19 protein-coding genes are annotated in these 23,596 nt (G+C 65.9%); 6 read left to right on the top strand and 13 right to left on the bottom strand.

Going from position 1 to position 23,596, the window contains the following annotated elements; genetic code table 11:
* The first annotated feature begins 55 nt into the window (after nucleotides 1-55).
* The 3 genes from JI664_RS16560 to JI664_RS16570 are packed head-to-tail and all read left to right on the top strand — an operon-like array spanning nucleotide 56 to nucleotide 4,335.
* Nucleotides 56-769, top strand: coding sequence for an ABC transporter ATP-binding protein (locus tag JI664_RS16560; protein ID WP_207014875.1), 714 nt, complete (start codon nucleotides 56-58; stop codon nucleotides 767-769).
* Between the two features lie 2 nt (nucleotides 770-771).
* Entirely contained in the window at nucleotides 772-3,126 is a 2,355-nt protein-coding gene (locus JI664_RS16565; RefSeq protein WP_211201730.1) for an ABC transporter permease, read from the top strand.
* Between the two features lie 12 nt (nucleotides 3,127-3,138).
* A complete protein-coding gene (locus JI664_RS16570) occupies nucleotides 3,139-4,335 on the top strand; it encodes an efflux RND transporter periplasmic adaptor subunit (protein ID WP_207014877.1) in 1,197 nt (398 codons plus the stop codon).
* A 160-nt stretch (nucleotides 4,336-4,495) separates the two neighbouring features.
* Here JI664_RS16570 and JI664_RS16575 read toward each other — a convergent pair whose 3' ends face one another.
* Nucleotides 4,496-6,727 carry a xanthine dehydrogenase family protein molybdopterin-binding subunit gene (locus JI664_RS16575; protein ID WP_207014878.1) on the bottom strand — a complete coding sequence of 744 codons (2,232 nt, stop codon included), beginning with the start codon at nucleotides 6,725-6,727 and terminating at the stop codon, nucleotides 4,496-4,498.
* Complete coding sequence (locus JI664_RS16580) at nucleotides 6,724-7,194, bottom strand: (2Fe-2S)-binding protein (RefSeq protein WP_207014879.1); 471 nt, start codon at nucleotides 7,192-7,194, stop codon at nucleotides 6,724-6,726. The genes JI664_RS16575 and JI664_RS16580 overlap by 4 nt, the downstream gene beginning before the upstream one ends.
* 133 nt (nucleotides 7,195-7,327) lie before the next feature.
* Here JI664_RS16580 and JI664_RS16585 point away from each other — a divergent pair, with 133 nt between their 5' ends.
* A complete protein-coding gene (locus tag JI664_RS16585) occupies nucleotides 7,328-7,927 on the top strand; it encodes a TetR/AcrR family transcriptional regulator (RefSeq protein ID WP_207014880.1) in 600 nt (199 codons plus the stop codon).
* A 22-nt stretch (nucleotides 7,928-7,949) separates the two neighbouring features.
* Here the strand turns inward: JI664_RS16585 and JI664_RS16590 are convergent, their stop codons facing one another.
* The 5 genes from JI664_RS16590 to JI664_RS16610 form a co-directional block, all read right to left on the bottom strand.
* Nucleotides 7,950-8,630, bottom strand: a complete 681-nt coding sequence (locus tag JI664_RS16590; protein WP_207014881.1) for a L,D-transpeptidase — start codon at nucleotides 8,628-8,630, stop codon at nucleotides 7,950-7,952.
* A 279-nt stretch (nucleotides 8,631-8,909) separates the two neighbouring features.
* Complete coding sequence (locus JI664_RS16595) at nucleotides 8,910-9,065, bottom strand: hypothetical protein (RefSeq protein WP_207014882.1); 156 nt, start codon at nucleotides 9,063-9,065, stop codon at nucleotides 8,910-8,912.
* 157 nt (nucleotides 9,066-9,222) lie between these two features.
* The gene (locus tag JI664_RS16600; RefSeq protein ID WP_207014883.1) at nucleotides 9,223-9,621 is read right to left on the bottom strand and encodes a (deoxy)nucleoside triphosphate pyrophosphohydrolase; all 399 of its coding nucleotides are present in this window, start codon (nucleotides 9,619-9,621) and stop codon (nucleotides 9,223-9,225) included.
* Nucleotides 9,622-9,739: 118 nt separating this feature from the next.
* Nucleotides 9,740-11,110: a bifunctional glutamate N-acetyltransferase/amino-acid acetyltransferase ArgJ gene (argJ, locus tag JI664_RS16605; protein ID WP_207014884.1), complete on the bottom strand. Its 1,371-nt coding sequence runs from the start codon at nucleotides 11,108-11,110 to the stop codon at nucleotides 9,740-9,742.
* Nucleotides 11,111-11,193: 83 nt separating this feature from the next.
* Nucleotides 11,194-12,042 (bottom strand): peptidylprolyl isomerase, encoded by an 849-nt coding sequence (locus JI664_RS16610; protein ID WP_207014885.1) that lies wholly within the window; start codon nucleotides 12,040-12,042, stop codon nucleotides 11,194-11,196.
* Nucleotides 12,043-12,224: 182 nt separating this feature from the next.
* Between JI664_RS16610 and secA the strand changes: the two genes are divergently transcribed.
* Nucleotides 12,225-14,990, top strand: a complete 2,766-nt coding sequence (gene secA, locus JI664_RS16615; RefSeq protein WP_207014886.1) for a preprotein translocase subunit SecA — start codon at nucleotides 12,225-12,227, stop codon at nucleotides 14,988-14,990.
* A gap of 192 nt (nucleotides 14,991-15,182) precedes the next feature.
* On the top strand, nucleotides 15,183-16,352 hold the full coding sequence (locus JI664_RS16620) for a hypothetical protein (protein ID WP_207014887.1): 1,170 nt from the start codon (nucleotides 15,183-15,185) through the stop codon (nucleotides 16,350-16,352).
* Nucleotides 16,353-16,445: 93 nt separating this feature from the next.
* On the opposite strand, the gene radC is transcribed toward JI664_RS16620, so the two are convergent.
* The 6 genes from radC to JI664_RS16650 form a co-directional block, all read right to left on the bottom strand.
* Nucleotides 16,446-17,222 (bottom strand): RadC family protein, encoded by a 777-nt coding sequence (gene radC / locus JI664_RS16625; RefSeq protein ID WP_207014888.1) that lies wholly within the window; start codon nucleotides 17,220-17,222, stop codon nucleotides 16,446-16,448.
* 111 nt (nucleotides 17,223-17,333) lie between these two features.
* On the bottom strand, nucleotides 17,334-18,485 hold the full coding sequence (gene dnaJ, locus JI664_RS16630) for a molecular chaperone DnaJ (protein WP_207014889.1): 1,152 nt from the start codon (nucleotides 18,483-18,485) through the stop codon (nucleotides 17,334-17,336).
* Nucleotides 18,486-18,559: 74 nt separating this feature from the next.
* Nucleotides 18,560-20,479 (bottom strand): molecular chaperone DnaK, encoded by a 1,920-nt coding sequence (dnaK, locus tag JI664_RS16635; RefSeq protein WP_207014890.1) that lies wholly within the window; start codon nucleotides 20,477-20,479, stop codon nucleotides 18,560-18,562.
* A gap of 176 nt (nucleotides 20,480-20,655) precedes the next feature.
* Nucleotides 20,656-21,582 (bottom strand): AEC family transporter, encoded by a 927-nt coding sequence (locus JI664_RS16640; protein ID WP_207014891.1) that lies wholly within the window; start codon nucleotides 21,580-21,582, stop codon nucleotides 20,656-20,658.
* A gap of 54 nt (nucleotides 21,583-21,636) precedes the next feature.
* Nucleotides 21,637-23,025: a TRAP transporter large permease gene (locus JI664_RS16645; RefSeq protein WP_207014892.1), complete on the bottom strand. Its 1,389-nt coding sequence runs from the start codon at nucleotides 23,023-23,025 to the stop codon at nucleotides 21,637-21,639.
* Between the two features lie 6 nt (nucleotides 23,026-23,031).
* Nucleotides 23,032-23,583, bottom strand: a complete 552-nt coding sequence (locus tag JI664_RS16650) for a TRAP transporter small permease subunit (RefSeq protein WP_207014893.1) — start codon at nucleotides 23,581-23,583, stop codon at nucleotides 23,032-23,034.
* Between the last annotated feature and the right edge of the window lie 13 nt (nucleotides 23,584-23,596).

The following is a 23,596-nucleotide window of genomic DNA, read 5'->3' on the forward strand; positions in this document are numbered from 1 at the left end:
CCCGACTTTGCGGTCGATCAAGTGACACCCGCGCGATCTCGGCTAAGCTGCCGACATGGATCCTGCCGCCCCCGTCTTTCGCACCGAGGCCGTCACCCGCGTGTACCGCACGGGCACGGTCGAGGTTCAAGCGCTGCGCGGCGTCGACCTGTCGCTGACCGAGGGCGAGATGGTGGTGATGCTGGGCGCCTCGGGATCGGGGAAATCCACCCTGCTCAACATTCTCGGCGGTCTGGACCAGCCGACATCGGGGCGCGTGTTCTTCCGCGATCAGGAACTGACGCGGGTCTCGGATCGTGCGCTGACCGCGTTCCGGCGCGACCATGTGGGCTTTGTCTTTCAGTTCTACAACCTCGTGCCCAGCCTGACCGCGCGCGAAAACGTGGCGCTGGTGACCGAGATCGCGCGCAACCCGATGACCCCCGAAGAGGCGCTCGACCGGGTCGGGCTGGCCAAGCGGGCGGATCACTTTCCCGCCGAATTGTCGGGCGGCGAGCAACAGCGCGTGGCCATCGCCCGCGCCATTGCCAAGCGGCCCGACGTGCTGCTGTGCGACGAACCTACCGGCGCGCTCGACAGCGTCACCGGTGTGCAGGTGCTCGAAGCGCTGAACGCGGTGAATACCGAGCTGGGCACCGCCACCGTCATGGTCACGCATAACGCCTCGATCCGGCAGATCGCGCACCGGGTCGTGCGCATGAGCGACGGCGCGATTCAGTCCGACGAGCGCAATCCGCACAGGCTGGCCCCGCACGAGGTGTCGTGGTGAGCATGCTGACCCGAAAGATGATGCGCGACCTGCGCCGGATCTGGGCGCAGGCGCTGGCCATCGCGCTGGTTCTGGCCTGCGGCATCATGATGATGGTCGGCATGCAGGCGACGCAATCGACGCTCGAGGCGACGCGGGCGGCGTTCTACGATCGTCAGCGCTTTGCCGATATTTTCGCCCAGATGACCCGCGCGCCCCGCGATATTGTTGCGCAGGCCCAGCGCATCGACGGCGTCGCGCTGGCCGAGGGACGCATCAGCTTCATGGCGGTGCTCGATATCGACGGGCTCGACCAGCCCGCAAGCGGGCGCGTCGTCTCGCTGCCCGACGATGGCGGCCATCTGAACCTGCCCGTGGTCCGGCGTGGGCGGCTGCCCGATCCGCTGCGCGCCGACGAGGTCGCGGTGAACGAAGCCTTCGGTGAGGCCAACGCCCTGCTGCCCGGCGCGCGCTTCCGCGCCGTGCTGAACGGCAGGCTGCGCAGCCTGACCGTCACCGGCTGGCTCGCCTCGCCCGAATTCACCTATACCATCGCGCCGGGGGCGATGATGCCCGATGACCGGCGCTTCGGTATCGTCTGGATGGGGCAGGAGGCGGCCGAGGCGGCGATGCGCATGGGCGGCGCAGTCAACGAGATCGCGCTCAGGCTGGCACGCGGGGGCGACGAACGGGCGGTGATCGACGCGCTCGACGCGCTGCTCGACCCCTATGGCGGCACCGGGGCTTACGGGCGTGATCGGCAGGTCTCGCACGCGTTTCTCGACGGCGAAATGCAGCAACTGGGTGTGCTCGCGCGGTTCTTGCCGCCGGTTTTCCTGCTGGTTGCGGCGTTTCTGGTCAGCATGGTGCTGGGCCGCCTAATCAAGATGGAGCGTCGACAGATCGGGCTTCTGAAGGCGCTGGGCTATCCCACCCGCACCATCGGCTGGCACTACCTGACGCTGGCGCTGCTGATCGGCAGCGGCGGGGCGGTCCTTGGTGTGGCGCTGGGTCAGTGGATGGGATCGGGCATGATCGCCACCTATCGCGAGTATTTCCGCTTTCCCGTCTTCCTGCGCGATACCGCCACCGGGGTGATGGCGCTGGCAGCGCTTCTGGGCCTCGCCACGGCGCTTCTGGGCGGCTGGAACGCGGTGCGGGCCTCGGTCACGCTGCCCCCGGCCGAGGCGATGCAGCCCCCCGCGCCGCCCAGCTTTTCGCGCGGGTGGCTGGACCGGGCGGTCAGCGCGATGCGCCTGCGTCAGACCTCGATGATGATCCTGCGCTCGATCCTGCGCTGGCCCGGGCGCGCGGCGATCACGCTGTTCGGCGTCATGGCCTCGGTCGCGCTGCTGGTCGCGAGCTATTTTTCCTTCGATGCCATCGACATCATGGCCGATACCGTCTTCACCCAGTCCAACCGCCAGCAAGTGACGCTGGTTCTGGCCCAGTCTCAGCCAGAGCGCGCGGTGCTCGACGCGCTTTCGCTGCCGGGCGTGCGGCAGGCCGAAGGCGCCTATGCCATGCCCGTGCGGCTGGTTCGCGGACATCGCGCGCGGCTGACCGCGGTGTCGGCGCATTTCCCAGACGAACGGCTGGCGCGGCTCATTGATGACGAGGGCCGCGTCGTCGCGTTGCCGCCCGAGGGCCTCGTCCTGCCCGACCGGCTGGCCGAGGCGCTGGACGCGCGGGTCGGAGACACGATTCGGGTCGAGATGCTGGGCGCCCCGCGCGAAGTGCTGGACCTGCCGCTGGCGGCGATCATCGCGCAGGGGATGGGGCAAGAGGCCCATATCCGCGCCGAGGCGCTGTTCGCCGCCATGCGTGTTGCGCCGCAGGTCAACCGCATTCACCTGATGGCCGATCCCGACGACCTGTCGGCGCTCAATGCGGCGATCAAGCAGGTGCCCGCCGTCGCCGGTCTGACCGACTGGTCCGAGGTGCGGCGCCAGTTCTCGGAAACGCTGGAACAGAACATGGCCACGATGCTGACGATCCAGACGCTGGTCGGGCTGATGACCGCGCTGGGCGTGGTCTATAACGCCGCCCGCATTCAGGTGGCCGAGCGCAGCCATGAACTGGCCTCGCTCCGGGTGCTGGGTTTCACCCGCTGGGAAGTGGGCTTCGTGCTGGTGGGCGAAATGATGCTGCTCACGCTGATCGCGATTCCGATCGGCTGGGTCGCGGGCTATGCGCTGGCCGGGGCGTTGGTGCAGGCAATGTCGACGGATCTGATTTCACTGCCCTTCGTGGTCTCGCGGCGCACCTATGCGCTGGCGGCGCTGGCGGTGTTCGCGGCGGCACTGGCGGCGGTGCTGCTGGTACGGCGCAGGCTCGACCGGGTCGAGCTGGCAAGCGCGCTGAAGGCGCGGGAATAAGGGAGCACGGGCATGAGCGTGATACGCAAGACAGGACTGGCTCTGGGCGCGCTGGCGCTGGCGGCGGCTCTCGGCTGGGCGCTGTGGCCGCAGCCTCAGGCCGTGGATCTGGCGCAGGTGACGCGTGGCGATCTGCAGGTTTCGGTCGCGGCGGAAGGGGTGACGCGGGTGCGCGAGCCCTATTCCGTCACCGCGCCCATCGCCGGTATCGTCGAGCGCTCGCCCGTCGCCGTCGGCGATGAGGTCACCCGCGGCGAAACCATCATCGCCGTGATCCGACCGGCCGAACCCGCGCTGATGGATTCGCGCGCCCGCGCACAGGCCGAAGCGGCGGTGCGCGAGGCCGAAGCGGCGCTGGCGCTCGCCGAGACCAACCTGCGCCGCGCGCTGACCGGGCTGAGCCACGCCCAAAGCGAGCTGCAGCGCGGCCGCGCGCTGGCCGCGTCGGGCACGATCAGCCAGCGCGCGCTCGAAGATGTCGAGGCCGCTTTCACAGAAGCGTCGCAGGCGCTCGCCGCCGCGCGCTCTGAGCGCGATCTGCGCGCGGCGACGCTGGGCCGAGCGCAGGCGCAGCTGATGGAACCCTCGGGCGATGACGGCGTGACCAATGCCGTGCCGCTCTTCGCGCCGATCTCGGGTCAGGTGCTCGACGTTACGGACCCGTCCTCGCGTCTGGTGCAGGCGGGCGCACCGCTGCTGTCGCTCGGGGATCTGCGCGATCTCGATATCGAAATCGACCTGCTCTCGGCCGATGCGGTTCAAGTCTCCGAAGGCGCCCCCGCGCGGGTCGAGCGCTGGGGCGGTGCGGGCACGCTCGACGCGGTCGTGCGCCGGATCGAACCCGCCGCCTTCACGCGCGTTTCGGCGCTTGGTATCGAGGAACAGCGCGTGCGCCTGCGGCTCGATTTCGTCACCCCGCCCGAAGAACGACCGGGTCTGGGCGACCGCTACAGGGTCTTCGTGCATGTCGTGACATGGCAGGGACGCGACCTGCTGCTGGTCCCGCAGGCCGCCTTGTTCCGGCAGGGCGAAGGCTGGGCCCTGTTTCGCGTGATCAACGGTCGCGCCGCGCTGACGCCGGTCGGTATCGGCCGGCAATCGAACGGGATGGCTGAGGTCACGCAAGGTCTGACCGAAGGCGATACCGTGATCCTGTACCCGGCCTCGTCCCTTGAGGACGCCGCCGCCATCGTCGCGCGCGATGGCTGAGCAGAAAGGGGGCTGTCTGCCCCCTCTTGGCCTGCGGCCAATTCACCCCCGAGGATATTTCCGGATCAAAGATGCATGGTTGAGGAAGGCTTAAGGCCCATCTTTAATCTCTAAATATCCCGGGGGGCGAGGGGGCAGAGCCCCCCCTGCGCGGCCGGGGTCAGAGGACGAAGTCGAACTGGCGGTCCAACGGCAATTCCCGGGCGCGGGTGCCGGTCAGGGCGAAGATCGCATTGGCGAGGGCCGGGGCCGCCGGGGGCGTGCCGGGTTCGCCGATGCCGCCCAGATGCGGGTTGGTTTCCAGCACCTGAACTTCGATCCGGGGCGCGCCCGAGATCCGCAGCCCGTCGGTATCGGGGAAGTTCCACTGATCGACCATGCCGTCCGAGACGGTGATCTGCCCGTGCAAAGCCGCCGAGAGGCCGAAGATCAGCCCGCCTTCCATCTGCGCGCGCAGGTTCTGCGGGTCCAGCGCGATGCCCGGGTCGCAGGCGATCCAGGCGCGGGCGACGCGGATCGCGCCGTCCTGATCCTCGACCTCGATCACCTGCGCGACCGGCGTACCGAAGGACCACACCATCGCCACGCCCAGCGCGCGACCCTCGGCGCGGGCATTGTCCCAGTTCGACATCGCGCGCACCGCCTCCAGCACGCCCGCCGCGACGGCGCTTTCCGGGCGCACCAGGTCAAGCCGGAAGTCCATCGGGTCGCGACCGGCGGCATGGGCCATCTCGTCGATGAAGCTCTCATGGATGAAGCCGTTATGGCTGGCCCCGACCGAGCGCCAGAAGCTGACGGGGAAGTCCATATCGGCCGTATAGCCGCGCACGCGGTAGCTGGGGATCGCGTAGGGCTGGTCGAACAGCCCCTCGACCAGCGCGCGATCGGGGCCGGCCACCGGCAGGCCGAAGAGGCGCGGCGCGACCTGTGCGGTCATGCCCTGCCCGGCGATCTGCGCGTCGAACTGTCTGGCTGTGCCGTCGGACACCACGCCGCGCAGCCGGGCGATAACGCCGGGGCGGTAGAAGTCATGCGTCATGTCCTCTTCGCGCGACCATGTCACCTGCACGGGCACACCGGGCATCTGCCGCGCCACCCGCGCGGCCAGTTCCGAGTAATCCGATTCACCCCGCCGACCGAAGGCGCCGCCCATCGCGGTGGTGTGAACGGTGACCTGCTCGGGCTCGATCCCGGCGCCGCGCGCGGCGGTGCGTTGTTGGACCAGCGGCGACTGGTTGGGCGACCAGAGGGTGAGCCTGCCATCCTCGAACAGTGCCGTCGCGTTCATCGGCTCAAGCGGCGCATGGGCGAGATAGGGCAGGCGGTACTCGGCGGTGATTTCGTCACCGTCCTGCGTTTCCGGACCCTCGTCGCGCATGGTCGAATTGGGGCTGTCCTCGAAGGCGGCTTCGATCTGGGCGAAGATGGCCTCGGTCGTGTCGGGATAGGGCGCTGGGCCCCAGTCGCAATCGACCGCCTGCGCGCCCTGCATCGCCGCCCAGCTGTTGCGCGCGACGACCGCGATGCCGCCATCGATATCGAGTACTTGCTCGACCCCCGGGATGGCCAGCGCCGGGGCCGGGTCGAAGCCACGCAGGGCACCGCCCAGCCGCGGGTTCATCCGCAGGCTGGCGAATTTCATCCCCGGCAGGCGCGTGTCGATGCCGTAGGCCTGCGTGCCGGTGATCTTTGCCTGCATGTCGCGGCGGGGCTGATCGGTGCCCAGAAGCCGCCATCGCGCGCGCGGGCGCGGCTCGACCTGCGGCGGCTCGATGCGGGCGGCGGCCTCGGCCAGCTCGGCATAAGGCAGGCTTGTGCCATCGGGGGCTATGACGGCGCCCGCTTCGGTCGTCAGGCGGGCGACATCCACGCCCAGACGGTCTGCGGCGGCCCGTTTCAGCGTCTCGCGCGCAGAAGCCCCGGCAAGACGCATCTTCTCGAACCCGTCCTTGACCGAGGTCGAGCCGCCGGTGATCTGCGTGCCCAGCAGCTTGCCGCCGGCATTGCCGACGACCTCGCCCACGGTGCGCATCCACGATGATTTGTTGTATTCCGCGCCCGGCATCGCCGCTTCCAGCATCGCCGCGTTGTAATAGGCGGCCGAGGCCGGGCCATGGGCGACGCGCACGCTCTGCCAGTCGACATCGAGTTCCTCGGCGATCAGCATCGCCAGCGTCGATTGCGCGCCCTGTCCCATATCGGCACGGCCGCTGATCGCGGTCACGCCGTCCTGATCGATGACCAGAAACGCGTTCAGTGCCGACCCTTGATCGGGGTCAAGCGGGTTGGGAATCGGCTGACGGACCTTGTAGATCCCGAAGGCCACGCCCCCGGCAATGGCGGCCGAGGCCACGAGGAAGCTGCGGCGGGTGATGGTTCCAAGGCGGCTCACAGCACGTCCTCCCGCAAGTCGGCGGCGGCGTCGTGGATTGCCGCGCGGATCCGGCTATAGGTGCCGCAGCGGCACAGGTTGCCGGACATCGCAAGATCGATATCGGCGTCGCTGGGATCGGGGTTTTGCGACAACAGATCGGCGGCCTGCATGATCTGGCCCGACTGGCAATAGCCGCATTGCGCGACCTGATTGCGCAGCCATGCCGCCTGCAGCGCGTGCATGGCATCGGGCGTGCCCAGCCCCTCGATCGTGGTGACATCGCCCCAGACATCGCCCAGCGCCACCTGACAGCTGCGCATCGCTTCGCCGTCGATATGCACGGTGCAGGCCCCGCACGAGCCGACGCCGCAGCCGAACTTGGTGCCGGTCATGCCCAGCTCGTCGCGCAGAACCCACAGCAGGGGCGTGTCTTCCGGCGCGTCGATCCGGTGATCGGTGCCGTTGATGGTCAGTGTCGTCGCCATGGATGCTCCCCCTCGCGTCGAATCATGTTGCTGACACTTTGGTCGAAAAATGTCATTGTGTAAATTGACAATCTGAACAGAAAATGTCATCGCTTCCAGACCCGTCCGGAACCCGTTCGAGCAGGCCGCGCTTGTGAGCACAGAAATCTTGGCAATTGATGAATCCGACCCCCGCCGCGTGGCCATCCTGATGGCCGCGACCGAGGTCTTTGCGCGCTACGGTTTCAAGCGCACCTCGATGGAGGATATTGCCAAGGCGGCGGGCCTGTCGCGCACCGCGCTGTATCAGTCCTATCGCAACAAGCAGGATATCTTCCGCTCCTTGGTCGCGTGGTATTTCGGGCAGGCCGCCGACCGCGTTGCCAAGGCCTTGCAGCCGGGCCTGCCGCCCGAACAGGCGCTGGGCGCCGCCTTTGTCGCCAAGCTGGGCCCCGAGATGAAGCTGATGCTCGACAGCCCGCATGGCGAGGAACTGATGGATGGCGGGCTGGATGCGGCGGCCGATCTTGTGGCCGAGGGCGAGCGGCAGGTCGCGGGCTTGCTCGAGCAATGGCTGCTCGACGAGGCGGCGGCGGGGCGCATCGTGCTGCCCGACAGTGACGCTGCGGCTTTGGCCGGGACGATGGTGTCGGCGCTGCACGGGCTGAAGACGACGCCGGGGATCGGTTACGATCCGCTCTGTGCGTCGATGGGGCGGCTGGCCGCGCTGTTCGGGCGCGGCCTGAGGCCCTGAGCTTTCCCTGAACCTTCGGTCTTCAGAGGATCGACACCCGCGTGCCGAGGGTGACGCGGGAATAGAGGTCGATGATTTCCTGATTGATCATCCGGTAGCCGGACGATGTGGGCGTGCCCGTGGTCGAGAGCGGCGTGCCGTGGATGCGGATGCCGCGATCGGTGGCGCTCGCCATCGAGCGCAGCGCCAGCGAGCGCGCGCCCAGCGGGTAGCTGGGACCGGACGGGACAGACGTGGCGTCCGCGGCCATGCTGGTGCCGCTGCCGCCCGCAGCGGCAAGGGTCGCGGGGGCCGTGGGCATCCCGGCAGGCGCGCCAAGCGGCGAGCCGGCGACGGCAGGTTGGCTCAGCGGCCATTCTTCCATCTCGAAAATCTCGGTCTCGCCATGATAACCCAGCGCGTCGCGGCCCACGGCGATGGAATAGCGCAGCGCATAGGGTCCGCGCAGCGTCAGGTAGAGCGCGCCTTCGTCGGGGTCGATGACGATCCGCCCGGCATCGAGTTCGGGGTCGTAATCGACCAGACGGCGACGTTGCGCCACCGGCAGTTCCTCGGGCAGCACGCCGGGAATGGTGCGTCCGCCATCGAACACCGTGCCGTAATCGACCGGCTGCAGTTCGGGCGGCTCGTCCGACATGACGCAGCCCGCAACGGGAACAAGGGCTAGACCGGCCAGAAGGGCACGGCGGGACAGTTCGGGCATGGTGGGCTCGCTGGTTGTTTGGCAGACGCGAAGACGGGGCGGCCGAACCCGGATGACGGACCCGTGCAGCGGGTGCCGGCGCCGGGATACGGTGCGGAAAACACGGCCCGTTGATGCCATATCCGGCGAAAGAACGCCATACTTGCCTGTGTTACAGGGCGATCAGAGGTCGGTGAGCGGCCTTGTCGCGAAGCCCGGCGCGCAGCCCGCCCGCCTGAAACCGGCGCGCCGGATAGGCAGCGGATTGCGCCGGGTTGGATTGCGCCGGTGTGCTGCGTCTCAGCCGGTGGCCTTGGCTGCGCGGGCGGGTTTGCGGACCGGACGCCCGGCATAGGTCTTGTCGCCCACCTTCACCACGACCAGCCCCGATGCGGTGGCGCGCACGAAGGTGCCCTGAATGCTCAGATGATGGCCGATCATGATGGTTTTGAACATGGTGCGCCCCTTCGCTGCTGACAGATTTTTGCCACATTTCACCGGCGGTGCGCCAGAAAAAAGACACAATTCAGCAGGGATTTCAGCGGGTTGCGCGCGCTTTTGTTCTGATTTTGGAAACGAATTCGGCGGAATGCGCAAATTGTTCCGGCAATAACTACAGCCAGTCGCGCAGGATCGGCACAAGCGGCACGTCCGCGGCGGGCATCGGGTAGTCGCGCAGGTCTCTGGCGCGCACCCAGGCCAGCGTTTGCCCTTCGCGCGGCGTGACGATTCCCTCCCAGCGGCGGCAGGCGAAGAGCGGCATCAGCAGGTGGAAATCGTCGTAGCTGTGGCTGGCGAAGGTCAGGGGCGCCAGACAGCTCTGCCAGGTCTCGATGCCAAGTTCCTCGTGCAATTCGCGAATCAGCGCGGCCTCGGGCGTTTCGCCCGGCTCGACCTTGCCGCCGGGAAATTCCCACAGGCCCGCCATCGACTTGCCCTCGGGCCGCTGAGCAAGAAGGACGCGGCCATCGGCATCGATGAGGGCGACGGCAGAGACGAGAAGGGTTTTCATGCGCGGATCTTTCGGACCGGACTGTCGGATGGAGAGACCCGGGGGGCTGTCTGCCCCCCGGACCCCCCGAGGATACTTATCGAACAAAGATGGGGCGTTTACGCGGTCTTAACCAAGGTCACGACCGGTAATCGGCATTGATGTCGATATAGCGGTGGGTCAGGTCGCAGGTCCAGACCGTCGCCTTGCCGCTGCCCATGCCCAGATCGACGCCGATCGCGAGATCCTCGTTCTTCATATAGGCGGCGCCGTTTTCTTCGCGGTATTCGGGATCGACAAGCCCGTTGCGCGCCACCGTGATGTCGCCGAAGGTGATCGCCAGCGTGTCCCGGTCGGCGCGGGCGCCGGATTTGCCCACCGCCATGACGATGCGGCCCCAGTTCGGGTCTTCGCCCGCGATCGCGGTCTTGACCAGCGGCGAATTGGCGATGGAGAGCGCGCAGCGCTTGGCATCTGCATCGTCGGCGGCACCGGAGACAGTGATGCCCACGAATTTCGTCGCGCCTTCGCCGTCGCGCACGACCTGATGGGCAAGATCGAGCATGACCTCGCCCAGCGCGCGTTCAAACGCCTTGGCATCGGTCGAGCGCATGTCGCCCAGAGCCGGGCCCTGACCGGTCGCGGCCACCAGCAGCGTGTCCGAGGTCGAGGTGTCGCTGTCGACGGTGATGCTGTTGAAGCTGCTGTCGGTCAGGCGGCTGACGAGGCTTTGCAACTGTTTCTGGCCGATCTTCACGTCGGTGAAGATGTAGACCAGCATCGTCGCCATATCGGGGGCGATCATGCCCGAGCCTTTGGCGATGCCGGCGATGTGCGCTGTCTGGCCGTCGATCTGGATCTCGGCCATGGCGCCCTTGGGGTAGGTGTCGGTGGTCATGATCGCGCGCGCGGCGTCGGGCAGCGTGGTGGGCGACAGGCCCGCGACCAGCCCGTCGAGCGCGGCTTCGATCCGTTCATGCGGCAGCGGTTCGCCGATCACCCCGGTGGACGAGGTGAAGACGCGGGTTTCCGGAAGCTCCAGCTTCGCGGCCACGGCGGCCGAGAGCGCGTTGACCGAGTCCCAGCCGCGCGCACCGGTGAAGGCGTTGGAATTACCCGAATTCACCAAAATCGCGGCGCCGGTCGCATCGTCGCCCTTGCCCAGCTTCGCCTGACAATCGAGCACCGCGGCCGAGCGGGTGGCCGAGCGGGTGAAGGTGCCCGCGATCACCGTACCGGGGGCAAGGCGTGCCAGCATCACATCGGTGCGGTTCTTGTAGCGCACGCCTGCCTGCGCGGTCGCCAGTTCGAGCCCGGCGATTTCGGGCAGGGTCGGGAAGCCATTCTTGGGGGCCAGCGGCGAGACGACCGAGGTCTTGGGCTTGGCCGCGAGCGGCGCGATGGCCAGCCGCGTCTTCAGCGCCTTGGCGCGGGCTTTCCATTTCTTTGCCTTCAGCTTGTCGGATTTCTGCTTGTCCGATTTGCCGGCTTTCTTGGTCTTCTTGGCCATAGGCCCTGTCTCCCTGAAAACGCAAAGGCCCGCACCCCGGAAGGGCGCGGGCCGGTTCGGCGCCGAGAATACGGTGCCGGGGATTACTCGTCCAGCAGGCTCACGTCGCTGAGCGCTTCGGGATCGACGTCTTCGATGTCGATCTCGACCTCGGTGCCTTCGCGCAGACCCTCGATATAGACGCGGGTCGCTTCGCGCTGGATCTCCTGGCTCAGTTCCATCTGCACTTCTTCCTGTGCGGGAACCTCGGCGGTGCGGGTCTCGAACAGTTTGATCACGTGCCAGCCGAAGCGGGTCTGGATCGGCTCGGACACCTGACCGGGCTCAAGCGCTTCGACCGCGGCCTGAAAGTCGGGGATCATCATGCCGGGCGCGAACCAGCCCAGATCGCCGCCCTGCTGGGCCGAGCCGTCGATCGAGAATTCCGCAGCGACAGCGCCGAATTCCTGGCCTTCGTCCAACGCGGCCACGACCTGATCGCGCTCTTCTTCGCTGCGCACGAGGATATGCGCGGCGTGATACTCGGTCACCGGCTCGCCTTCGGCGTATTCGGCGGCGAAGGTTTCATAGGCCGCGTCGAGGCTTTCTTCGGTCACCGCTTCGGTCGCGACGTCCTGCAGCACGGCGGCGGCGATGAAGTTGCGGGTTTCGTTTTCCAGCAGGATGCGCTGGCGGCTGCTGAGCGTATCGGCATTGGCCTGCGAGACCAGTTCCTGCTCGACAAGCTGCTCGACGATTGCCGGGAACAGCGTCTCGTTGGGCACCTGGGCGAATTGCTCGGGAAGCTGCGCGCGCAGCGCGATGGCGTGGCCCAGCGTGATCTCGGTATCGCCGACGCGGGCGAGCACGGTCGACGCGTCCTGCGCCGCCACGGGGAGGGCGAAGGCGGTAAAGATCGCGGTCGCCGTGGCAAATCGAGCGTTTTTGAACATGCAGAGCTCCTGAATCGCGTCCCTTCGGGTCGCTGTGATTGACACCAACATGACCGGCCCCTACATGCCAAGACGGTATAATTTAAGGGCTGGTCAGCCGCGCCCTGTTTAGGAAAGCAGCCGCCGACCGGCAACCCCGCCGGCGTTAACGGCCAGTCACACAAAGGCGAGCGGGAGAAATCATGTTGGGCCTCGGAACTGTCAGCCGGAAGATTTTCGGCACCGCGAACGATCGCAAGGTCAAGACCGTGCGACCGCTGGTGGCCAAGATCAACGCGCTGGAAGACGAGATTGCAGCGCTCGACGATGACGCCCTGGTGGCCAAGACCGCCGAGTTGAAAGAGCGCTATCAGAAGGGCGAGAGCCTCGATTCCCTCTTGCCGGAAGCCTTTGCCAATTGCCGCGAAGCCGCGAAACGGGCCTTGGGCCTGCGGGCGTTCGACGTGCAGCTTATCGGCGGTATCTTCCTGCATCAGGGCAATATCGCCGAGATGAAGACGGGCGAGGGCAAGACGCTGGTCGCGACCTTCCCGGCTTATCTGAACGCGCTGTCGGGCGATGGCGTGCATGTCGTCACCGTGAACGATTACCTCGCCCGCCGCGACGCGGGCTGGATGAGCAAGGTGTTCACCAAGCTGGGCATGACGACGGGCGTCGTCGTCCCCCATCAGCCCGACGAGGAAAAGCGCACGGCCTATCAGGCCGACATCACCTATGCCACGAACAACGAGCTGGGCTTCGATTACCTGCGCGACAACATGAAGACCTCGCTGGATCAGATGATGCAGCGTGGGCATAACTTCGCCATCGTGGACGAGGTCGACAGTATCCTGATCGACGAAGCGCGCACGCCGCTCATCATCTCGGGTCCGATGGCGGATCGCGGCAATCTGTATGTCCGTGTCGATGCGCTGATCCCGTCGCTGCTGGACGAGGATTTCACGCTGGACGAGAAAGCCCGCACCATCACCTATTCCGATGAGGGCAACGAGCATATCGAGCAGCTTCTGCGCGAGGCCGAGATCCTGCCCGAGGGGCAGTCGCTCTATGATCCGGAATCGACGACCATCGTGCACCACGTCAATCAGGCGCTGCGCGCGCACAAGATGCTGCACAAGGATCAGCATTACATTGTGCGCGACGGCAAGATCGTCCTGATCGACGAATTTACCGGCCGCATGATGCTGGGCCGTCAGTTGTCCGAGGGGCTGCATCAGGCCGTTGAAGCCAAGGAAGGTCTGCAGATCCAGCCGGAAACGGTGACGATGGCCTCGATCACCTTCCAGAACTACTTCCGCATGTACAAGAAGCTGGGCGGCATGACCGGCACGGCCTCGACCGAGGCGGAAGAATTCAAGGAAATCTACAATCTCGGCGTGGTCGAAATCCCGACCAACCGTCCGATCGCCCGTCTGGACGAGCACGATCAGGTCTACCGCACCGCGCGTGAGAAATTCGAAGGCATCCTCGAAGAGATCAAGCAGGCCAATGCCAAGGGCCAGCCGGTTCTTGTCGGCACCACCTCGATCGAGAAATCCGAGGAACTGGCGCAGATGCTGACCAAGGCCGGCATCCCGCACAACGTCCTCAACGCCCGCCAGCACGAGCGCGAGGCGCATATCGTCGCCGAAGCCGGTCGCGTGGGCGCGGTGACCATCGCCACCAACATGGCCGGTCGCGGTACCGACATCCAGCTGGGCGGCAATATCGAGATGCAGGTGCAGGACGCGCTCGAAGCCGATCCGAACGCCGATCCCGTGGCCCTTCGTGAGCGGATCGAAGCCTCGGTCGCGGATGAGAAGCAGAAGGTTCTCGATGCGGGCGGGCTTTACGTGCTGGCCACCGAGCGCCATGAAAGCCGCCGGATCGACAACCAGCTGCGCGGTCGCTCGGGCCGTCAGGGCGACCCCGGGCGTTCGGTATTCTTCCTGTCGCTGGAAGACGACCTGATGCGCATCTTCGGCTCGGAGCGGCTGGAAAAGGTACTCAGCACGCTGGGCATGAAAGAAGGCGAGTCGATCGTCCACCCGTGGGTGAACAAGTCGCTGGAAAAAGCACAGGGCAAGGTCGAGGCGCGCAACTTCGATATCCGCAAGACGCTGCTGAAATTCGACAACGTCATGAACGACCAGCGCCGGGTGATATTTGAACAGCGGCTCGAGATTCTCGAAGCCGACGAGCTTGAGGAAACCACCACCGACATGCGCCGCGCCGTCATCGACGAGACGGTGGCCGAGTTCATGCCCAAGGGCAGCTATGCCGATCAGTGGGATACCGAAGGCCTTGCCGCGTCGATCAAGGACCGCCTGAATCTGGACCTGCCGGTCGCGGAATGGGCGGCCGAGGACGGCGTCGATCAGGAAGTCATGCGCGAACGCATCATCGAAGCGTCCGACAAGCTGATGGCCGACAAAGAGGCTGCCTTCTCGTCCGAAACGATGCGGATGATCGAAAAGCAGCTTTTGCTCAATGTGATCGACAGCAAGTGGCGCGAGCATATCGTCACGCTGGACCACCTGCGCTCGGCGGTGAACTTCCGCGGGCTGGCGCAGCGCGATCCGCTTAACGAGTACAAGTCCGAAGCCTTCGTCCTGTTCGAGCACATGCTGGCGGCTTTGCGCGAGGACGTGACGCGGCAACTGTCGCGCATCCGCCCCCTCAGCGCCGAGGAGCAGGCGCAGATGCAGCAGCAGATGGCGCTGCAAAACGCCGCCGCGCGCGACGACGGCAAGCTGGACACGCCGATGGAGCTGCCGCGCATCGGCGGCAACGCGCCCGCTCCGGCGCCTGCGATGGCCTCGGCGATGGCCGAAGCCGCGCCCGCCGGAACCCCGCGCGACGGGTTCGACGAGAACGATCAGGCGACCTGGGGCAATCCGGGCCGCAACGATCCGTGCCCCTGCGGGTCGGGCAAGAAGTTCAAGCATTGCCACGGCGCGCTCGGCTGATCCGGGACGCCCACACGAACACTGAATGCGGGGCCTGCGGGCCCCGTTTTCATGCGTGGTTTCATGCGCGGCGTTCGGTCGGCAATTGCGCGCAAAGCGAAGGACTTGCCGTGAAAGCACCAATCGGGCGCCCAAAAGCTGCCCGGTTTCAAAGGGATTTTGGACTCAACCAAAGATGAGTCGGAGTCCGTCATGAAACGCGTGCGAATCGTCGCTTTAGCTGCCGTCACGCTCGGGGCCGCGGTGATTGCCGGCACCAAGTTTCAGCAGGCACAGCAGCAACAGGGGCCGGAAGCGGCCGCAGAACTGAACCGTGCCTCGGTCGTGCCGGTCGATGGTGACATGGCCGAACAGACCGGCGGCGACGCGCGTCCGCAAACCGGCACCGCCGCGCCCTCGCTGATCGGTGACGGTTATACCACCGCCCCGGCAGTCACCGCGACCGCCCCGCAATCCCTTCCGCAAGAGCCGAGCGTGCAGATTGCCCGGGCGGACGATGCCGTCGCGCGGGAAAGCGGCGCGGTGCCGCCTCCGGCGACGACACCGCTGACCGATGCCCTGAATGCGCAGCAGGCCCCCCTGCCGGGCGCTCAGCCGTCCGTGGAGGGGCAAGAGCCCCTCGCGCAGACCACCGAGACCGCGCCGCTTGATCCCGAGCTGGAGGCGCAGCTCGCCGCCTGTGCGGTGTGGCTGGTCGTGACCCCCTCGGCCGGTGCGATGCTGGAAACCAGCGTCTACGCGCCCTGTGACGGCGGTGCGCATGTGATCTTTTCGCATTCCGGGCTGAGCTTCGATGCCACCCTTGGCGCCGATGGCCAGTACCTTGCGCAGATCCCGGCGCTGACCGAAGAGGCGAGCGTGAGCATCGCGTTCCAAGACGGCCGGGTCGAGCATGATCGCACCACCGTCACGGATCTGGCCAATGTCGAACGCGTGGTTCTGCAATGGCGCCAGCCTGCCGAACTGCAACTCAACGCGTATGAATTCGGTGCGTCTTATGGCAGCGCGGGCCATGTCCATGCCGGTGCGCCGCGCACGGCGGGCGTCTCGGATCAGGGCTTTGTGACGGTTCTGGGCGATCCGCAGATCCCCGAAGGTCAGCTTGCGCAGGTCTACAGCTATCCGCGCGGGGTCTCGCCGCAGACCGGCACCGTGGCGATCGAGATCGAGGTCCCGGTGACCGAGGCCAGCTGCGGGCGCGAAGTGACCGCGCGCACGATCGAGGTGCATGGCACCCGGTCGGCGCAGATCCGCAACATGCAGCTCGACATGCCCGATTGCGACGGCGCGGGCGGGTTCGTGGTTCTGCCCGGCGTCCTGCCCGACCTGCAGATCGCGCAGACCGATCAGGCATCGAACTGATCGGACCGACAAGTTCGGGGCGTGAAACCGCCTGTCAATCGAAAGCCCGGCCCGCATCGCGCGCCGGGTTTTCGCGTTCCGGTCGGGCGTGATCTATAGCAAGCCATTGGCGCGAAAGCTGTATTCCTGCGATTTGCCGATGATCAGATGATCGTGCAGCACCACCGACAAGGCGGATGCCGCTTCCTCGACCCGGCGGGTCAGGGCGATGTCCTGTTCGCTGGGCGTGGAATCCCCGGTCGGATGATTGTGCACCAGAATGAGCGCCGAGGCATCGAGATCCAGCGCCCGCTTGAGCACCTCGCGCGGGTAGAGGGGCACATGATCCACCGTGCCCCGCGCCAGTTCTTCATCGGCGATCAGGCAGTTCTTGCGGTCGAGATACAGCACCCGGGCATGTTCGACGCTGCGATGGGCCATCACCGTGTGGCAATAATCCAACAGTGCCGACCAGGACGAAATGACCGGCCTGTTCAGCACCTTGGCGCGCGCCAGCCGCCCGGCCACCGCCTGCGTGACCTTCAGCGCGACCAGCACGGATTCACCCACGCCTTCGATCTTCGAGAGTTGCGCGCTGGGGGCCGTCACGACCCCCGCGAGATCGCCGAACCGTTCTATCAGCGCATGGGCCAGCGGTTTGACATCGCCGCGGGGCAGGGCGCCAAACAGCAGCAGTTCCAGCAACTCGTAATCGGGAACCGCCTTTGCGCCACCATCGAGGAACCGCGCGCGCAATCGTTTTCTGTGGTCTTTCAGATACGAGGGCACCGGGCCCAGCGTCACCGTCTGTGCGGTGTCGAAAAGGGGAAGCGGTGGCTCGGAAAGAGCCGGGTCGCTGTCAGCGGGACTGGTTTCAACGGAACGAGGCATACCAAAAGCTGCGCCGATTCCCGTTGACAATTGGTTAAAGCGATCGCGCATGAAAACGGCGCCCGAAAGGGGGCGCCGTAATCGTTTCACCGGGGGCATCGGATAAAGGCGTCAGCCCTTCATGCCGTCCCAGAAGGTCTTGACCTTGCCGAAGAAACTGCGGCCCTCGGGGTGGTTGTCCTGCGACAGCCCTTCGAATTCGCGCAGCAGTTCTTTCTGCCGGCTGGTCAGGTTGACCGGCGTTTCGACACCCAGCTCAATCATCATGTCGCCATTGCCGCCACCCCGAAGCGCGGGCATGCCCTTGCCGCGCAGGCGCATCTGCTTGCCCGATTGCGCGCCCGCAGGCACTTTCACGCGCGAGCGGCCGCCGTCGATGGTGGGCACTTCGACCTCGCCGCCAAGCGCGGCGGTGGTGAAGCTGACGGGCACGCGGCAATGCAGGTCCAGGCCGTCGCGCTGGAAGATCGAATGCTCGCGCACGTCGATGAAGATATAGAGATCGCCCGCAGGACCGCCCCGCAGACCGGCCTCGCCTTCACCCGACAAGCGGATGCGCGTCCCGGTTTCCACCCCGGCGGGGATGTTGACCGAAAGCTGGCGCTCTTTCTCGACGCGCCCGGCGCCCTTGCAGCTGGTGCAGGGATTCTTGACGATCTGACCCAGCCCGCCGCAGGTGGGGCAGGTGCGCTCGACGGTGAAGAACCCTTGTTGCGCGCGGACCTTGCCCATGCCCGAACAGGTCGGGCAGGTGACGGGTTCCGCGCCGCCTTCGGCGCCAGAACCGCCGCAGGAATCGCAGGCCGCAAGCGTGGGCACGCGGATGGATTTCTGCACGCCGTTATAGGCCTCTTCCAGCGTCACGCGCAGATTGTAGCGCAGGTCGCTGCCCCGGCTGGCGCGCTGGCGGGCATTGCCGCCGCCGCGTCCGCCCATGAAGTCGCCGAACAGGTCTTCGAACACGTCCGAGAACGACGCCCCGAAATCACCGCCGCCGCGCGGACCGCCACGGGCGCCCGCGCTGGCCCCCATCCCGCCTTCAAAGGCTGCATGACCGAAGCGGTCATAGGCCGCCTTTTTGTCGGCGTCCTTGAGCACGTCATAGGCCTCGTTCACTTCCTTGAACTGGGCCTCGGCATCGGGATTGTCGGCGTTGCGGTCGGGGTGAAGCGCTTTGGCCTTGGTCCGGTACGCTTTCTTCAACTCTTCGGCCGAGGCGCCGCGTGCGACGCCCAGTACCTCGTAATAATCGCGTTTGGCCATTCGTGGACCTCGCTGTCAAAGGCAAGGCCCCGGCACGGGTTCTTCCGGCCGGGGCCCCGCGATGGGTTCACGTGTCAGCTACGACGCTTGTTGTCGTCGAGATCCTCGAAATCGGCATCGACGATGTCGTCATCCACCGAGCGCGGCTCGTCTTCCGAAGAGGCTTCTTCGCCCTCGGACTGCTCTTGCTGCGCCTTGTAGATGGCTTCGCCCAGCTTCATCGAGGCGTCGCGCACATTGTTGATGCCCGACTTGATCTTCTCGGCATCGTCGCCGTCCAGCGTGTCGCGCAGCGCCGCGATGGCCAGTTCGATCGCTTCGACCGTGGTCGGATCCACCTTGTCCTTGTACTCGGCCAGCGACTTCTCGGTCGAGTGGATCAGGCTTTCGCCCTGGTTCTTGGCTTCGACCAGATCCTTGCGGGCTTTGTCGGCGTCGGCATTCGCCTCGGCGTCCTTGACCATCTGCTCGATATCCGAATCCGACAGACCGCCCGAAGCCTGGATCGTGATCCGCTGCTCCTTGTTGGTGGCCTTGTCGCGGGCCGAAACGTTGACGATGCCGTTGGCGTCGATGTCGAAGGTCACTTCGATCTGCGGCATGCCGCGCGGCGCCGGCGGGATCCCTTCCAGATTGAACTGGCCGAGGATCTTGTTGTCCGCCGCCATTTCACGCTCACCCTGGAACACGCGGATGGTCACCGCGTTCTGATTGTCCTCGGCGGTCGAGAAGACCTGCGATTTCTTCGTCGGGATCGTCGTGTTGCGGTCGATCAGGCGGGTGAACACGCCACCCAGCGTCTCGATACCCAGCGACAGCGGCGTCACGTCGAGCAGCACGACGTCCTTCACGTCACCCTGCAGAACGCCGGCCTGAATGGCCGCGCCCATTGCCACGACTTCGTCGGGGTTCACGCCCTTGTGGGGCTCTTTGCCGAAGAACTTCGTCACTTCGTCGAACACGCGCGGCATACGGGTCATCCCGCCGACCAGCACGACCTCGTCGATATCGCCTTTCGACAGACCGGCGTCTTTCAGCGCCTGCTGACAGGGCTTCATCGACTTGGCGATCAGGTCGCCGACCAGCGATTCCAGCTTCGAACGGGTCAGCTTCATCACCATGTGAAGCGGCTGTCCGGTGTTCTTGTCCATCGAGATGAACGGCTGGTTGATCTCGGTCTGCTGGCTGGACGACAGCTCGATCTTGGCCTTTTCCGAGGCTTCCTTCAGACGCTGAAGGGCCATCTTGTCGAGGCTCAGGTCGACGCCGTGCTCTTTCTTGAACTCGTCAACGAGGTAGTTGACGATGCGCATGTCGAAGTCTTCACCACCCAGGAACGTGTCGCCGTTCGTGGATTTCACCTCGAACAGGCCGTCATCGATTTCCAGAATGGTGATGTCGAAGGTACCGCCGCCAAGGTCATACACGGCAATCGTCTTCGATTCCTTGCGGTCCAGACCATAGGCCAGCGCGGCTGCGGTCGGCTCGTTGATGATGCGCAGCACTTCCAGACCGGCGATCTTGCCGGCGTCCTTGGTGGCCTGACGCTGGGCGTCGTTGAAATAGGCGGGCACGGTGATGACCGCCTGCGTGACGCTTTCACCCAGATACGACTCGGCGGTTTCCTTCATCTTCTGCAGGATGAAGGCCGAGATCTGGCTGGGCGAATAGTTCTCGCCGCGCACTTCGACCCAGGCGTCGCCATTGCCGCCGTCGACGATGTTATAGGGGACAAGGTTCTTGTCCTTGACCACCTCGGCATCACCCACGCGGCGCCCGATCAGGCGCTTGACGGCGTAGACGGTGTTGGTGGGGTTGGTGACGGCCTGCCGCTTGGCGGGCTGGCCGACGAGGCGTTCGTTTTCGGTGAAACCGACGATCGACGGCGTGGTGCGCGCGCCTTCCGAGTTCTCGATCACGCGGGCGGCCGAGCCGTCCATGATCGCGACACAGCTATTCGTCGTCCCGAGGTCGATCCCGATGACTTTGGCCATGATGAAGTCCTCTTTCCTTCGGCGATGTTTTGGGGTGGCGATCCCATCAGGCTTCGTCACCCCGATCCCAGAACCGGGCCCCACAGGGGTCATTCCCGGCTTCGAGGGCTATATAGGGAGGGGGCTTGAGCGCTGCAAGCGCCCGCACCGTGCCAATTTCACAAGTCTTTCACGTCCTAACCCGTGAATTGTGCGATCACGGCGGGCAGCGTCAGCACGCTCAGCGCGGTCGAGATCAGGATCGCCGCCGAGACCCGCGTTACGCAGACATCGTAGTGCTGGGCAAGGATATAGACATTGCCCGCCACCGGCAGCGCGGCGGCGCAGATCAGCACGCCCGCGGCGAAGGGATCGACGCCGAACAGGAACAGCGCGGCGCCGCCCACGGCCAGCGGATGCAGCACCAGCTTGGCCCCGCTCAGCCAGCCCGCGACGGTCAGCCGTTCGGCCCGGCTCTGGGTCAGGCTGGCGCCGATGGCGAACAGCGCGCCGGGGGTCGCGGCGGCGCCCAGCAGCGTCAGCGTGGCGGTCGCGGGGTCAGGCAGGGGCCAGCCTGTGGCGGACCACAAAAGCCCCAGCGCCATCGACACGACCATCGGATTGCGCAACAGCCCCATGCCGATCACCCGCGGCAGGTCGGGCGACAGCCGCCCCTGTCGGGCCAGCGTGATGATGATGGTGAGCAGGCTGGAAAACACGATCAGGTCGATCGACAGCACCAGCAGGACGGTCCCCGCCGCCCGGTCGCCGAGGATCAGCACCAGCATCGGCACGCCCAGAAAGCCGGTATTGCCGATGATCGCGGTATGGGCCTCCATCACCGCTTCGGTCAGCGGGCGCAGCCGGATGAAGGCGACACCCAGCGCGATCAGATAGACAAAGGCGCAGCCCCACAGATACGCCGCCGCCGCGCGGGGTTCGAAGATGTCGCTCAGCGACATGCTGGCGGAAAAGCCGAACAGCATTGCCGACAGCGCGAAGTAAAACACGAATTTCGTCAGCCAGGCCGTGGCCTCAGGCGGGAAAAAGCCCGTCTTGCCCGCGCCGTAGCCCAGGCCGATCACGGCGAAAAACGGAAGGGTCTGGGCGAAGACGGTCAGCATGGGGCGTGTCGGACAGGAAACGGCCCGCCTCGTAAGGGGCGGGCCGCGAGAGGGTCAGTAAAGCACACTTGGCAACCATGTCACCAGTCCGGGGAAGACGAACAAGGTCACGATCGCCACGATCTGCAGCAGCACAAAGGGGATCGCCCCGCGATAGATCGTGCCGGTCGAGATCGTCCCCGGTGCCACGCCGCGCAGGTAGAACAGCGCGAAGCCGAATGGCGGGGTCAGGAAGCTCGTCTGCAGGTTCACGCCCACCATCACGCCCAGCCAGATCGGATCGACGCCCAGCACCAGCAGGGTCGGTGCGGTGATCGGCAGGACGATGAAGATGATCTCGAACGTGTCCAGAATGAAGCCGAGAACGAACATCACCACCATGACGGCGATCATCGCGCCGATGGCGCCGCCGGGGATGCCGGTCAGGAATTCATGCACCAGATCGTCGCCACCCATCTGCCGGAACACCACCGAAAAGACCGATGCGCCGAACAGGATGATGAACACCATGGCGGTGATCTTGGCGGTGCTGCGCACTGTGTCGACGATGATCGAAACCCGCAGACGCCCGCGCAGGGCGGCCAGCAGCGTCGCGCCGACGGCCCCGACCGAGGCGGCCTCGGTCGGGGTGGCGATGCCGCCCAGGATCGAGCCCAGCACAGCGATGATCAGCATCAGCGGCGGCACCAGCGCAACGAAGATCTCGCGCGGCAGGCCCTTGCGCTCTTCGGGCGACATCGGCATCGCCGGGCAGCTTTCGGGATCGGTCCAGGCCTTGAACAGGATGAAGCCGATATAGACGCAGACCAGAAGCATGCCGGGGATGAAGGCACCCGCGAACAGGTCGCCTACCGAGACCGCGCTGGGGGCGAAGTTGCCAAGGCTCATTTGCGCCTGCGCGTGCATCCCGGCGATCATGTCGCCCATGAAGATCAGCACGGTCGACGGCGGGATGATCTGTCCCAGCGTGCCCGAGGCGCAGATCGTGCCGGTGGCGAGCTTGGGGTCGTATCCCGCGCGCAGCATGGCCGGCAGCGAGATTAGGCCCATCGTCACTACGGTCGCGCCCACGACCCCGGTCGAGGCCGCCAGCAGCGCGCCGACCACGACGACCGAGATGCCCAGCCCGCCGCGCATCGAGCCGAACAGCTTGCCCATCGTGGACAGCAGCTGCTCGGCGATGTTCGAGCGTTCGAGCATGACGCCCATGAAGATGAACAGCGGCACCGCGACCAGAACTTCGTTGGTCATGTAGCCGGTGTAACGCCCGGCCAGCGCGCTGAGGTTCGACATGTCGAACACGCCCAGCCAGAGGCCGATCAGCGCGAACAGGATCGACGTCCCCGCCAGCGTGAAGGCCACCGGGAAGCCCAGCATGAGAAAGCCGATAACGCCCAGGAACATCAGCCCCGAGAGGATCTCACCGATGAGAACAAGGTCCATATGCGATCACTCCGGCGCGGCTTCGTAGCGGTAAGGTTCGGGCACGAGATCCTCACGCCCACGGATGACCAGAATCGAGCGGATCAGCATCGACACGCCCTGCAGGGCCAGCGTCACGGCAAAGACCAGAATGAACCCCTTGACCAGAAACAGCCCCGACGCCCCGCCGGGATTGGCCGAGCCCTCTTGCAGCCGCCACGAGCGGGCGACGAAGACGAAGCAATAGGTCCACACGACCCAGGCAAAGGGCAGAAGAAACAGGATCACCCCGATCAGGTCGAGCCACGCTTTGCGCAGCTTCGAGGCCGGGCGATAGAAGATGTCGACCCGCACGTGATCGTTGGTGTACAGCGCGTAACCGGCGACGGCGGTGAACATCACGCCGTTCAGCCAGGGGTACAGATCCTGCATCCACAGGCGGGTGGTCGAGAACAGGTATCGTTCGACCACGACCCAGAAGCAGACCAGAACGATGGCGAGCGCAAGCCACGAAAAGACGTTGCCGATCAGCCGGTTCACGCCGTTGATGGCGCGCATGATGGCGGAAAGACCGTTCAAGGGGACCTCCTGG

Origin of the sequence: Rhodobacter sp. NTK016B (assembly GCF_017303295.1) — a bacterium.
Classification (GTDB): domain Bacteria; phylum Pseudomonadota; class Alphaproteobacteria; order Rhodobacterales; family Rhodobacteraceae; genus Pararhodobacter.